Source organism: Paenibacillus sp. BAC0078, assembly GCF_054483875.1.
Window position 1 is genome coordinate 161,397 of record NZ_JBTLRW010000005.1, and the last position, 12,956, is coordinate 174,352.

Below are 12,956 nucleotides of genomic sequence, written 5' to 3' on the forward strand. Positions count from 1 at the left end.
GCTGCTCTACAGCAGTGGTTGTACGCAGGGGCTGTGCTGCAACACAGCCCCTTTTTTTATTTTATTGTGACATAATCCATTTTATTACATATCCATCCAAGGAACAACTGTCAGCTCCGGCCATTTGCCTAGCCATTTCTGCGTCTTAGTAATGTAAATCTCCTCGTTAATCAGCACCTTGTTGGGCCTCAGGGTCAGAGTAAACAAATCCTGCAGGCCAAAGGGAGCATAAATCCGCCATTCGCCATCCGCAGCAAGTCTGGCTCCAAGCGAAGTCACTGTAGTTGGCCAACTGTCAATTGCCGCCTCAAGCGATACGTAAGGCTGAAGCTCTATGCCGAACTTATTCCGGTACCACAGATGCACCCGGGCCTGATTTTTCAGGTCCACCGGAATCGTTAGCCCGCTAAAAAGCTCCCGGCCCTTGGCAATCATCGCATCCTCTGCAGCATAGCTCAAATCATCCGCGTCATAATAGACGAGGTCTATGTCGCTGATTCCATACTCCGGCGCGCGGCCCGTAAGATGGTTCCATACCGTCTGCACCAGGAAACCCGCCCCAACATAATATGGGTAGTTTCCTAGCCCCTGCGCCCGTGTGAATACGTCCAGCAGCAGCGGGCTGCCGTTAAAGATCCCGATCAGCCGCTCCCGCAGGGCTTCCTCACTGCCCGTCATGGACCAGTCTCCACAAAAGCTTCGCCTAAAGCATACTGCAGCACCTTCTGCGTTCCCTTGTGTCCGCTGCGGCGAAGCCCTTTATCGAGAAACCCAGCCCGGGAATAGAGGTTCCCGGCAGAGGTATTTCTTTCATTAACTGCAAGAACGATCTCCTGCATAGTAGGAAAATGAGTCCGCAGGAAGTCAGGCAGCAGCGCCATAGCGGCTTTGGCGATCCCTTGGCCCTGGCAGGCATAGTTGATCAGAAACGCACGCAGCAGTACCGCGCCGGAATAATCACTATAGAAGTCTGCAATCTCCTCACCGCGGTGCAGAATAAAAAAACCTACCGCCCGTTCTCCCTTTGCAATGACAACCGCAGTTTTGCCGGGATTGGTTAAAGCTTCAGTCAGAGTCTCTTCCGGCAGTCCGGTAAATTGCTCCTGTTCCGGGGGAAGCTCAAAGGCAAGCAGGTCCTCTTTGTACTTTTCCTCATACAAACACAATGAGACCGATTCATTTGCATTCATCCTGCATCCCTCTTCTCTGCCCGCATGAAGCGGCCTGTCTTATAAGGGCAGCGTGTAATACTGCGCCCGCTGGCTCTCATCCTGCTGGTACATTACGACCAGCAGTGTGCTTCCGCCCGCTGCCGGCTGAGCGTCGGCCAGCGCAGTGGAGGCACTGTCCGCAACCGTGCCGGCAACTGCCGCATGCAATTCCCGGCTGACCGGTACACTAAGCCGCTCTCCCCTGCCGCCAGCATTTCCAGCTGCAGCATCGGCAGTGTGATCCGCATCGGCTGAAGCAACCGCCGCAGCACTTGAGGCCGCTTCAGCCTCCACAGCAGCCGGATCAAAGCGCAGTCCGCTAATGGACTCCAGCACCGGCTCTAGCTGGAACGGCAGCACCTCAAGCACGGTGAACTTTTGCAGCTCCCGCTCGCTGAACCCAGCCTCCGCCAGCTTGGCTGAGAGGCGCTCGGGGTGGTCGGTGATCTCCTTCATATATTTCGCCCAGTCAGACTTGTCCAGCGTAATATCCCACCAGATCTTGCGCGGCTTGTACTTGTGGCCCAGGAAATAATCCAGCTTCATCAGTCCGGTGACGATATCCATGGAACCCGTTCCACGGTCCGTAAGGAAAGCATGCAGCCGGGTGAACAAATCCTCTAGCTGATGGCCAATCTTCTGCCAGCCCTGCTCTTCCCAGTAATCGCCGAATTCCTGAAAGAAATCGAACGGCGATTTGAACACATGGCGGATGAGGTATTTCACCGAATGATCCAGCCGGTGGCTGTTCCAGTATTTCTCCAGCACATCCTCCAGCCGCTTGAGGCGGATAATGTCGGAGAACGGCATGACATGGCTGCTCAAAATCTCGTAAGGAGCGTGCTCCATGTACGTGTAGTCATATTTGGCCGCCTGGGCACGCAGGCCGGTGCCGCGCAGCATTTTGAGAAAGCCGAGCTGCAGTTCTTCCGGCTCCATCGCGAACACATCGTTGAAGGTTTTACGGAAGGTCGTGTAATCCTCCTGCGGCAGTCCGGCAATCAGATCGAGATGCTGGTCGATGTTGCCGCTGGCCTTGATTTTCATAACGGTACGTGACAGCTTGGCGAAATTCTGGCGGCGCTTGACCAGCTCGTTCGTCTCGTCATTGGTCGATTGCACGCCAATCTCGAAGCGGAAGATGCCCGGAGGCGCGTTCTCAGCCAGAAAATCAAGCACCTCGGGGCGCATAATATCCGCCGTAATCTCGAACTGGAATATACAGCCCTGATGGTTGTCGATCAGGAACTGGAACATCTCCATCGCGTAATTACGGTTGATGTTGAAGGTACGGTCAAGAAATTTGATTACCTTGGCGCCATTCTCAATTAGATAGAGCAGATCGGACTTCACCCGCTCAATATCATAATAACGCACGCCTACCTCGATGCTGGACAGGCAGAACTGGCAGTTGAACGGACAGCCCCGGCTGGTCTCGAAATACACGATCCGTTTGCCAAGATCCGGCAGGTCCTCCGGGAAACGGTGCGGCGTGGGCAGCGTGTTCAGATCGCTTTTGGGACGCGGAGGATTGACAATCAGTTCCTCGCCCTTGCGGTAAGCGGCCCCGTAGACGAAATGAAACTTGCGCTCATCCCGCAGTTCCTGCAGCAAATGGTGAAAGGTCTCTTCCCCGTCGCCATTCACTACAAAATCAATGCCCGCCTCCCGTTTCATCCAATAAAGCGGCTCATAGGATACCTCCGGCCCGCCGAGCACAATCGTGACCTCAGGCATCACCTGCTTGAGAATCCCGACCAGCTTGACGGTCTCTTCAATGTTCCATATATAGCAGGAAAAGCCGATCACATCCGGTTTCTTCTGGAACAGGTCGGACACGATATTCATCACGGGATCTTTGATGGTGTATTCTGCCAAATGAATGTCCTGAAACTCGTGCTCACTGTACGCCTTCAAGAGACGGATCGCCAGCGAGGTGTGAATATATTTGGCATTTAAGGTGGCCAGGATGATCTTCATGCCTACTAACCTTCTTTACATTTCATTTTGAAAAAACTCCAAAAATTCCTTGCCGTATTTCTTGTATTTCAATTCGCCTACCCCTTTGACTCTCAGCATTTCCGCTTCGGTCTGCGGGCAAACCACACTCATCTCGCGCAGCGTGGCATCATTGAAAATAATATAGGACGGCACATGCTCGCGCCCCGCCAGCTCGCGGCGGATCAGGCGCAGCTGCTCGAACACCGTCTCGTTGACCGCCGACGGTGACAGGTCGCGCGCACGGCTGCGGTCCCGGCCGCTATAGCCGCCTCCGGTGCTGCGCTGGCGCGACACGCGCTGCAGCACCTGGCGCTGGCCGCGCAGCACCTCGGCTGCCAGCGGCTGGAGCCGCACCACAGGATACTGGCCTTCCGACAAGGCCAGATACCCCTCCGAGATCAGCACATTGATGCTCTCGGTAATCTCCTTCTCGGTGCGGCTGGACATCGCCCCATGCGTAGGAAGCTTCTCGAAGCCGTATTGCAGCACCTTCTGGTTACGCGAGCCCTTCAGCACCGAGGATACCAGCGCTACGCCATAGCGTTCACGCATGCGGTGTATGCAGGAGAAGATCTTCTGGGCATCCACCGTCATATCCACCAGCTCGCGTTCATCCGTACAGGAGCTGCATATGCCGCATGGCTTGTCCCCATGCTCCTCGCCGAAATAATCCAGTTGCGCGCTACGCAGGCAGCGAGTGGTATAGCAGTAATCAATCATCTGCTGAAGCTTGCGGTAATCATTGGCTTTGCGGTCCGCATCCTGCGGGTTCTGCTCGATCAGGAACTTCTGCGTCATAATGTCCTGCGCGCTGAAGAGCAGAATACATTGGCTTGGCTCACCATCGCGTCCGGCACGGCCCGCCTCCTGAACGTAGGCCTCCATATTTTTCGGCATATTGTAATGGATAACGTACCGCACGTTCGACTTGTCGATCCCCATCCCGAAGGCGTTTGTCGCTACCATTACGCGGATATCGTCATAGAGGAAGCTTTCCTGCATCTCCGCCCGTTCCTGGTCATTCATCCCCGCGTGATAACGGCCGGCGGCGATTCCCGCAGACTGCAGACGGCTATACAGATCATCGACATCCTTACGGGTGGCCGCATAGACGATCCCCGGCTCGTGGGAGTGCTGCGCCGTATAGTCCATGACGAATTCGCGTTTGTTCTCGCCGCGCAGCACCGACATCGCCAGATTATCCCGGCCCAGGCCGGTCACGAAGACGCCGGGCTGGCGCAGCCGCAGCAGCCGGACCATATCCTCCGTAACCTCCGGCGTAGCCGTTGCGGTAAAGGCGGCGAGTATCGGCCGCTCCGGCAGCTCCTCCACAAAAGGAGACACCGCCAGATAGCTGGTGCGGAAATCATGTCCCCACTGGGAGACGCAGTGCGCCTCATCCACAGCGACGCAGGAGATGGACAGACCCGCCATTTCCAGGCGGAACCAGTCCAGCTCCAGCCGCTCCGGCGCCACATACAGCAGCTTCAGCTCGCCCCGCCGCGCAGCCCGAATCCGCTCATTGACTTCCTTTCCGCTCAATGTGCTATTGATATAGGCGGCCGGAATTCCAGCCGTAGTCAGCGCATCCACCTGGTCCTTCATCAGAGAAATCAGCGGTGAAATGACCAGCGTAAGCCCCGGCAGCAGCAGGGCCGGAACCTGGTAGCAGATGGATTTCCCGCCTCCGGTCGGCATGATGCCCAGCGTATCGCGGCCCTCCAGCAGATTCATCACTATTTTCTTCTGGCCTTCCCGGAAGTCGGGATAACCGTAATATTTTTGCAGTTCAGCCTGCGCCTGTTCCATAGTAGGTGCTTGCATCTTCATCTCTATCATAACTCCTTAAAAACTTTCTATCTTTAGCTTACATAAAAACCGCCGCCCGAAGCAACACTTTATGGTGATCTCCTGTGCCCCCGTAATCAGGGCAATCGCTTACGAAATGAACCGCGAGATTGGATGAAGTGGAAAAAGGAAACCTAATTTGCGAATTTCACTGATTTTTTGGTGATTAGATGGAAAAAGTAGACTTAATTCTCTCCATTTCCATCCATTCAGTGATTTCAGAAAGAAATAAGTGGAGTTTTTCCGCTAACCATCCGGGGGTGAGGTCACTCAGCGGAATGAAGTGGAGAAATTCCACCTCAGTTATAAGCGATTGCCCTCCCCCCGTAATGGCTTCCGTGGTATTTCATCACCGCTCATGGTATATTGAGGAGTACATTATTAGAGGACGGAGAATGCTTCCATGAACACAAGACGAACAAGAAAACCTAATCATAGATCAGCCGGCAAACCGGGAACATCCGCCAAGACTCCGGCACCCTCCAAAACCTATACGGTTGCTGAGCCCGCTGAGCTGCTGGCTTTTTTGCTGAAGACTCTCGCTAACCGGGGCCGCAATGCGGTCAAATCCATCCTCTCCCGGGGGCAGGTATCCGTGAACGGCAAATTGGTGACCCGGCATAATTTTCCGCTCCAGCCCGGACAGACCGTAACCATTGACCAGGAGAAGCCGGTCGAGGCCAAAGAAATGATCGGATTGACCATCGTACATGAGGATGATGACCTGATCGTCATTCAGAAGGACGCCGGATTATTATCCATCGCAACAGGGGAAGACAATGAACTGACAGCCTACCGCCAGCTTATGGAGCATGTCCGCCTGAGCAATCCGCGTAACCGCGTTTTTGTAGTGCATCGTTTGGACCGTGACACGTCCGGCGTGATGATGTTCGCCAAGAGTGAACAGATTCAGCAGAAGCTGCAAAATTCGTGGAAAGACACTGTTAAGGAACGAACCTACGTGGCACTCGTGGAAGGCGCAGTCAAAAAATCCGAAGGGACAATCAGCTCCTGGCTGAAGGAAACCTCGACGCTCAAAATGTATTCCAGCCCCCATGAAGGGGACGGACTGCACGCCGTAACCCATTATAAGCTGATCCAGGCCAACCGCCATTTTTCTCTGCTAGAGGTACAACTGGAAACCGGCCGCAAAAATCAAATCCGTGTGCACATGGCAGATATCGGACATCCGATTGCCGGAGACAAGAAATATGGTGCGGCGACAAAAGCTGTGGGCCGGCTCGGCCTGCATGCCCGTGTGCTCTCTTTCATTCATCCGACAACCGGAGAGCTGCTGAGCTTTGAGAGTGCCATCCCTAAGACCTTTCTGAAATATACCGCACCTGCACCGACCAACTGACACTTATTGATTATAGACCATCCCCCGAAAAGGAGGCCGATTCACGTGGAGCTTACTGCACAGCAATCGCCGAAATAACCGGCGGTGATCTTTATGAGAACCGCCGCATGAAGAAAGGGCGGAACATAATGACAGCAATCATTGAGCTTATCGAAAGACTCCCCACAGTGGAGGAGCACTCCATGCTATGGGAGGCCGTCGGCTGGAGCAAGGTGAATACTGAGATGACGGCGGCTTCGCTAAATGGCTCCGTATACGGACTGGTCCTCTGCCATGAGCAGAACGCCATCGGCATGGGCCGGATCGTCGGAGATGGAAGCATGTATTTCTACATTCAGGATGTTGCAGTTCTGCCAGAATATCAGGGCCAGGGGCTCGGCAATCGTATCATCGGGCAATTGCTCGAATATATCCAAGCCCATTGCTATCCGGGTGCATTCGTCGGTCTGTTCGCCTCTCATGGCAACGATACCTTCTATGAGCGGCACGGCTTCCAGAATCACGCCCCGGGTATGACCGGCATGTTCAAGGTGATGGAATAAGATAATTGCATTTCATACAGCTATTATTTGGATTTTTCGCCGTATACGCCATTTCACACAAATATAACTGCACGAAGTACAACTAAAGGTCAGCTAGGCGGCGGGAAGGCCGAAATAAGTGTACAAAGTGCAGTTTGAGACCTCCTGTTTCAGCAGGCAACAGAACCGGGCGCGACAAAACCAAGGGTACCTTTCAGCTGACTGAACAGGTGCCCTTTTTTTGCGCACAAATATGTGTAGGGGGCTGCGGCAGGCGGCAACATTTTCACTCCATTTCGCGTCATGATACAATAAAGAGAAACTTAAGAAGGTGACTCTTGATGTTCCATCCTACTGTCTTTGACAACATTAAAATTGCTTTTGAGAACCAAATCTACGACTATGATAATCTGGATGGGATTCTTGTTGTGACGGACCGTTCCGATGTACTGGACCTTGCGCTGATGTCACGTGAATTCAGCTTGTCCTTCAAGCTGGTTAACGGCAGAAATGTGACGTCCGAGGTTGTTCTGCTGTCATCAGTAAAAGAGCTGAGCGACGAAATACTGGAGACTCCGGGCAGCGATCCCGGCTGTAATCTCCTGCTGCGCTTTTATATGGAGATTGAAGATGCTGAGGTGCAGTGTCCGGCCATTGAGCGTATCCTCGCCGCAATCTGGGGACCGGAGCTGGTTCCGGTGCAATCGCTGAGCTTTCTGTATGGCCAGGAAACAGATACGTATAATAACTGCATCGAGCTGCGGTTCAAACGACAAATCAACGAAGAGCAAATGGAAGATATTCCGAACCTTCTAAACTTTCTGCTGCAGAGCGCCGAGGAGCTGGAGGAAATATAACCTAAAGACGAGGTGAAGGGATCATGAGCTTCCTGCCATCAGCAAAAAGCAAGCGCTGGACTACCTGGTGTCTCCTTTACGCATTGATTCTGTGGCTGCTGCTTGTGCTGGACCGGTTCGTTCTGCTGGGTAATGAGTTCAGCCTTCCGATTATGGCACGATTAGCCGTGCTTGCCCTGGCGGTCTCCGTCATTGTGAACAGCTTTGGCTGGTTCGGAGCAAAGCTCGTCTGGCTGATTACCACGGCAGGCCTCCTTATCGGGCTGGTTCTCATGTTCACCTACACCTACCGGGATATGTCGGGCTGGGAGGATCTGGCGGGCTTTCTCGCTTTTGCAATATTCACGGCGGGCGGCTTTGCAGCCGGGTTAATCGTAGAGGGCATCTATCTGCTGATCAGGCAACAGCGCAAGCAAGGTTAGCTTACCCGCGACAGATCAGGTACACCATTCCCAGGATTACATGTTGAGGTGATTGCCTATGTCCAATTCCTTTCTGACCAAAAAAGCACTCGCTCATTCGTTAAAAACGCTGATGGAGCATACCCCGCTGAACAAAATCTCCGTCAAGCATCTGGTGGATGATTGCGGACTGAACCGGCAGACGTTTTATTATCACTTTCAGGATATTTTTGACCTGCTGGGCTGGATTTACCGGACCGAAGCCGTAGAGAGCGTTGCCCAGTACCGCAGCTACAGCACGTGGACGGATGGCTTTTACCGGATCTTCTGCTACATTGAGTCCAATAAAGCCTTTTGCTATAACACGCTGAACTCGCTTGGGCGGACCCATCTTGATGCTTATCTTTACGAAGTGACCAATGAGCTGATTATGGGGGTTATTCATGAGCTTGCGGCCGGCCTGGAGGTTAGCTCCGAGGACAAGCGGTTTATCGCCAATTTTTATACGCTGGCTTTTACCGGCCTTATTATCCAGTGGATGCGGGACGGGATGAAGGAGCAGCCCAAGCATATCATTGAACAGCTCAATGTGCTGATTGAAGGGAATTTCACGAAAGCGCTGCATAAATACGAGAATAAGCTGTCGTGAAAACAGCAAGAAGGCCTGTAGATTTCTGCAGGTTTTTTTGGCGTGTAAAGAAGAAGCTTGTCAAAAAACCATACAGATTGCCTCAAGTGACCAATTTTCTTACATTCCCGGACTTTTGATCATACCTTCTGTGCAAGCCTTGGATTACATTAGGGACAGCAACAGCTATCATTAACCCTATGGAGGCGACAGTTGTGAAAAAAGAGTACGGTAACAGCCAGGTATATTTTGTCGGCGGCGGAATTGCATCCCTTGCGGGAGCGGCATACCTCGTCAGAGACTGTGACTTTCCCGGACAGAACATTCACATTATTGAAGAGATGAAAATTCTCGGCGGCAGCAACGACGGCGCAGGCAGCAGCGAGCACGGCTATGTGATCCGCGGCGGACGGATGCTGAACGACGAAACCTATGAGAATTTATGGGAGCTTCTCGGCACTATCCCTTCTATCGACCATCCGGGGAAAACTGTGCGGGAAGAAATTACAGAATTCGACAACGCCAATCCCACACATTCCAATGCCCGCCTGATCAACCGCAATGGCCAAGTCGAAGATGTGCTGTCGATGGGCTTCGATATGGCGGACCGTCTGGCGATGGGAAAGCTGATCATTACACCGGAAGAAGCAATGGGCAAAGCGCGGATCAACGACTGGTTCGGCCCGCATTTTTTTCAGACCAATTTCTGGTACATGTGGGCAACGACCTTTGCCTTCCAGCCTTGGCATAGTGCGGTTGAATTCAAAAGATACATGCTCCGCTTCATGCATGAATTCCCGCGAATCCAGACGCTTGAAGGCGTAACCCGCACGCCATTTAACCAATACGACTCGATTATTCTGCCACTGCATAAGTATCTGGAGCCATTCGGCGTAGATTTCACCTTGAAATGCACCGTCACCGATCTGGACTTCAAGGACGGCGACGGCATTACTGTTACAAAGATGCATGTATTGCGCCAAGGTGTTCCAGATGTCATTGAAATTGGTGAAGAGGACCGCGTTATCGTTACGAACGGCTCCATGACCGAAGGCTCCAGCCTTGGCTCCATGACAACCGCTCCGCATCTGAACGGCAAAGGCAGCTCATGGAAGCTGTGGGAGAACATTGCCGCTAAAAAGCTAGGCCTCGGCAATCCTTCTTCCTTCGACGATCATGTGGATGAGTCCAAATGGGAATCGTTCACCGTTACTTTCCAGGATTCGAAATTCTTTGACCTGATGGAAAAATTCACACGCAACCGTGCCGGTACAGGCGCGCTTGTAACCTTTAAAGATTCAAGCTGGTTCATGTCCGTTGTGCTGGCCTTCCAGCCGCATTTCCGGAACCAGCCGGAGCATGTAAGGGTCTTCTGGGGCTACGGGCTGTATCCCGACAAGGTCGGCGATTTCGTGAAGAAGAGAATGTCCGACTGTACCGGGGAAGAAATCATGCAGGAGCTGATCGGACACCTTCATTTTGAAGAGCATAAGGAAGAGATTATGGCTACCGCCAACTGTATCCCGTGCATGATGCCGTACATCACCTCCCAGTTCATGCCAAGACTAAACAGCGACAGACCTCAGGTCGTTCCGGCGGGCTCCACCAATCTGGCTTTTATCAGCCAATACTGCGAAATTCCGGACGATGTTGTCTTCACTGAAGAATATTCCGTAAGAGCGGCCCGAATCGCCGTATATACTCTGTTTGGTATTGGCCTTCCAATTGAGCCGATCAAGCAATATCAATACGATGTGCGGACGCTGTTCTCCAGCTTTGTGACTTCGTTCCGTTAATATAACTCAACAGTAAAAGAAAAGCCGCTCTCCATTGGATTACTCCAGGAGAGCGGCTTGCTGCATGTAACAAGGCTGCTGATTATGCTTGGGTTAGATACTGCAGGACCCATCTTCGCAGCCCTCGGCATCTGCTGCCTTGGCCTTTGGCTGACCGATGGTCTGAAGCACGGGCGCATTCTGCTCCTCCGCCCACACCGTATCCAGTACCTCAGAGAATACCGGACCAGGCTGCGCGCCGGACACAGCATATTTATTGTTGAAGACGAAGAATGGTACGCCGGTAATATTCAGACGCTCACCTTGGGCAATATCGGCTTTCACTTTATCCGCGTAGGCGTCTGTTTCCAGCATCGCCGCTACATCAGCCGCATCCAGCCCAACTTCAGCAGCCATAGAAGCCAGCTCTTTGTGGTCTGCCAAATTATGCCCATCGGTGAAATAGGCCCGCAGCAGCCGTTCGGACATCTCGGGGCCTTTACCTTTAGCAGCCGCATAATGGCTCAGACGGTGGCTGTCAAAGGTGTTCGTATTCTGTACGCTGTCAAAGTTGAACTCCAGATCAACCCCTTTGGCTTGATCAGTCAATTGGGCATTCATCTGGACCGCTTTTTCACGGGTCATTCCGTATTTGGCCGCCAGCATATCATGCACATCCTGGGTGGCATGTGCCGGGGCATTCGGATCGAGCTGGAAGCTGCGGAATACCACCTCCACCTTGTCGCGGCCTTCGAACTGGCTCAGCGCGTTCTCCAGCCGTCTTTTGCCGATATAACAGAACGGACAAGCATTATCGGACCATACATCTATTCTCATGGGTTAACCTCCTAAAATTAAGTAACTATTTATATCTCACTTACGATTATATAGTTAAAAACCGAAAATTACAAACACATTCTCTCCGACATGTAAAGTGCCGCCAGCCCTCATTTACAAATCGGAGGAAATTGGCGGCAAGCGAAAGATCAAGTGGTGAACTGCTTCAGTCTGTCTGGCATGCAGGGGCTGAAAGCGCTGGGCCTCATGTTATTATCGGGTACAACCTAGTGCGGTGTGCTCAGCTTCTTGGCGAAGCCGTCTCCGACAAATGGTGTTGCCAAAGGCTCCAGCCCAAGGCTCTCCTGCAGCAGATTGTACAGCCTGGCCCCGATAATTTCCTCCGAATAATTCGAGCGGACGATCTGCAAGGCGGCTTCTCCCATCTCTGCGCGTAAAGCGGGATTTCCCAGCACCGTCTCCATTGAGGCGGCAAGCGCAGACGGGTCCAGTCCTTCCGCAAGCAGGCCGTTCACCCCATGCTTCACCAGCCCCCGTACGCCCATTACATTAAAAGCAACCGTCGGGAGGCCGCAGGCTCCGGCCTCCAGGATGACAAGCGGCAAGCCCTCATAACGTGAAGGCAGGACAAAAAACTCAGATACGCTGTAATAGCTGGCTAATATATCCTTGTCGCGGATGGTGCCGAGCAGAATCATGCGATCCTCTAGACCCTTTTCCGTGATTAGTGCCTTGAGACTCTGCTCATCCGGCCCGCCGCCGGCGATCAAGATTTTCAGATTGGGAATATGCTTCAGCTGCTCAGCAGCCTGAACCAGCAAGGAATGGCCTTTCTGGTGCTCAAACAACCGGCCGACGGTAATGACATAGCGGTATTCCGGGTCAAGACCAAGTGCGGCCAGCGCCTCCTCCTTATCCCGCCGGTAGAACACCCCGGAATTCACAAAGTTGGGCAGCAGCCGGATCCGCTCCGCGATCTGCGGGAAATGGCCGACCATGCTATTCTGCTCATCCTCATTAAGTGTGGTAAGAAAAGCCGCCTTGTGCAGCGTATGCTTTTTAATCGGCAATATCCATTTATGAATGCTGCCTCCATGATAAGCGGCAATAATGGGGATGTTCAGTTGCTTCGCAGTTGAAGCCAGGCGTTCAAAACGGCCGGAGGCATATTCCTGGGCATAGATCAGGCTGATGCCATCCCCGCGCAGAATCTCACCCAAATTTTTTTGAATGGTGGATACATATTGGGAAATAAATTTACCGATGGGCGTGCGGTGGGACAGCGGGATGAGACAATACGATTTGTATAGTTTCCCCACAGGAATAAATTTTATTGTACAATCTACAATTCCATGCTGGTAGGTGCGGACCTCATTACCGACCCGGGTGAAATTATAAATGGTGGTACGGATGCCTTTGGTATGTAAGAGACGCGCATAGTCAAATGAGAAATCATTATGATACGAGCTTACATATTCTTCTTCACTGAGACCCAGCCCTTTTACGAAGAAATCTTCAAAGTAATTGGTATGCATAAAGATCCCGACATGCATAAC

The 12,956-nt window shown here is 52.6% G+C and carries 12 protein-coding genes; 6 read left to right on the forward strand and 6 right to left on the reverse strand.

The window, feature by feature from the left end; all coding sequences use genetic code 11:
• Positions 1-84: 84 nt before the first annotated feature.
• The 4 genes from ACX1DY_RS12040 to recQ are packed head-to-tail and all read right to left on the reverse strand — an operon-like array spanning position 85 to position 5,042.
• Complete coding sequence (locus ACX1DY_RS12040; RefSeq protein ID WP_458964433.1) at positions 85-678, reverse strand: nucleotidyltransferase family protein; 594 nt, start codon at positions 676-678, stop codon at positions 85-87.
• A complete protein-coding gene (locus ACX1DY_RS12045) occupies positions 675-1,190 on the reverse strand; it encodes a GNAT family N-acetyltransferase (protein WP_458964434.1) in 516 nt (171 codons plus the stop codon). Before ACX1DY_RS12045 ends, ACX1DY_RS12040 begins: the two co-directional genes overlap by 4 nt.
• Positions 1,191-1,229: 39 nt before the next feature.
• The gene (locus tag ACX1DY_RS12050) at positions 1,230-3,191 is read right to left on the reverse strand and encodes a B12-binding domain-containing radical SAM protein (protein WP_458964435.1); all 1,962 of its coding nucleotides are present in this window, start codon (positions 3,189-3,191) and stop codon (positions 1,230-1,232) included.
• 15 nt (positions 3,192-3,206) lie between these two features.
• Positions 3,207-5,042 (reverse strand): DNA helicase RecQ, encoded by a 1,836-nt coding sequence (recQ, locus tag ACX1DY_RS12055; RefSeq protein WP_458964436.1) that lies wholly within the window; start codon positions 5,040-5,042, stop codon positions 3,207-3,209.
• 421 nt (positions 5,043-5,463) lie between these two features.
• Between recQ and ACX1DY_RS12060 the strand changes: the two genes are divergently transcribed.
• The 6 genes from ACX1DY_RS12060 to ACX1DY_RS12085 all read left to right on the forward strand — a co-directional run bounded on the left by ACX1DY_RS12060 (position 5,464) and on the right by ACX1DY_RS12085 (position 10,623).
• Positions 5,464-6,420, forward strand: a complete 957-nt coding sequence (locus ACX1DY_RS12060; protein ID WP_458964437.1) for an RluA family pseudouridine synthase — start codon at positions 5,464-5,466, stop codon at positions 6,418-6,420.
• Between the two features lie 128 nt (positions 6,421-6,548).
• Positions 6,549-6,962 (forward strand): GNAT family N-acetyltransferase, encoded by a 414-nt coding sequence (locus ACX1DY_RS12065; RefSeq protein ID WP_458964438.1) that lies wholly within the window; start codon positions 6,549-6,551, stop codon positions 6,960-6,962.
• Positions 6,963-7,282: 320 nt separating this feature from the next.
• Positions 7,283-7,798: a hypothetical protein gene (locus ACX1DY_RS12070; RefSeq protein ID WP_458964439.1), complete on the forward strand. Its 516-nt coding sequence runs from the start codon at positions 7,283-7,285 to the stop codon at positions 7,796-7,798.
• Between the two features lie 23 nt (positions 7,799-7,821).
• A complete protein-coding gene (locus ACX1DY_RS12075) occupies positions 7,822-8,220 on the forward strand; it encodes a hypothetical protein (RefSeq protein ID WP_458964440.1) in 399 nt (132 codons plus the stop codon).
• 58 nt (positions 8,221-8,278) lie between these two features.
• Positions 8,279-8,848 carry a dihydroxyacetone kinase transcriptional activator DhaS gene (gene dhaS, locus ACX1DY_RS12080; RefSeq protein WP_458964441.1) on the forward strand — a complete coding sequence of 190 codons (570 nt, stop codon included), beginning with the start codon at positions 8,279-8,281 and terminating at the stop codon, positions 8,846-8,848.
• 194 nt (positions 8,849-9,042) lie between these two features.
• Positions 9,043-10,623, forward strand: coding sequence for an oleate hydratase (locus ACX1DY_RS12085; RefSeq protein ID WP_458964442.1), 1,581 nt, complete (start codon positions 9,043-9,045; stop codon positions 10,621-10,623).
• Positions 10,624-10,716: 93 nt separating this feature from the next.
• On the opposite strand, the gene ACX1DY_RS12090 is transcribed toward ACX1DY_RS12085, so the two are convergent.
• Together ACX1DY_RS12090 and ACX1DY_RS12095 are read right to left on the reverse strand one after the other, a co-directional pair.
• A complete protein-coding gene (locus ACX1DY_RS12090) occupies positions 10,717-11,439 on the reverse strand; it encodes a DsbA family oxidoreductase (RefSeq protein WP_458964443.1) in 723 nt (240 codons plus the stop codon).
• 227 nt (positions 11,440-11,666) lie between these two features.
• Complete coding sequence (locus ACX1DY_RS12095; protein WP_458964444.1) at positions 11,667-12,953, reverse strand: glycosyltransferase family 4 protein; 1,287 nt, start codon at positions 12,951-12,953, stop codon at positions 11,667-11,669.
• Between the last annotated feature and the right edge of the window lie 3 nt (positions 12,954-12,956).

Excerpts from the sequence above, each read along its gene's own strand:
- ACX1DY_RS12040 (WP_458964433.1), bottom strand. The coding sequence starts at position 678 with ATGACGGGCAGTGAGGAAGCCCTGCGGGAGCGGCTGATCGGGATCTTT.
- ACX1DY_RS12045 (WP_458964434.1), bottom strand. The coding sequence starts at position 1,190 with ATGAATGCAAATGAATCGGTCTCATTGTGTTTGTATGAGGAAAAGTAC.
- ACX1DY_RS12050 (WP_458964435.1), bottom strand. The coding sequence starts at position 3,191 with ATGAAGATCATCCTGGCCACCTTAAATGCCAAATATATTCACACCTCG.
- recQ (WP_458964436.1), bottom strand. The coding sequence starts at position 5,042 with ATGAAGATGCAAGCACCTACTATGGAACAGGCGCAGGCTGAACTGCAA.
- ACX1DY_RS12060 (WP_458964437.1), top strand. The coding sequence starts at position 5,464 with ATGAACACAAGACGAACAAGAAAACCTAATCATAGATCAGCCGGCAAA.
- ACX1DY_RS12065 (WP_458964438.1), top strand. The coding sequence starts at position 6,549 with ATGACAGCAATCATTGAGCTTATCGAAAGACTCCCCACAGTGGAGGAG.
- ACX1DY_RS12070 (WP_458964439.1), top strand. The coding sequence starts at position 7,283 with ATGTTCCATCCTACTGTCTTTGACAACATTAAAATTGCTTTTGAGAAC.
- ACX1DY_RS12075 (WP_458964440.1), top strand. The coding sequence starts at position 7,822 with ATGAGCTTCCTGCCATCAGCAAAAAGCAAGCGCTGGACTACCTGGTGT.
- dhaS (WP_458964441.1), top strand. The coding sequence starts at position 8,279 with ATGTCCAATTCCTTTCTGACCAAAAAAGCACTCGCTCATTCGTTAAAA.
- ACX1DY_RS12090 (WP_458964443.1), bottom strand. The coding sequence starts at position 11,439 with ATGAGAATAGATGTATGGTCCGATAATGCTTGTCCGTTCTGTTATATC.
- ACX1DY_RS12095 (WP_458964444.1), bottom strand. The coding sequence starts at position 12,953 with ATGCATGTCGGGATCTTTATGCATACCAATTACTTTGAAGATTTCTTC.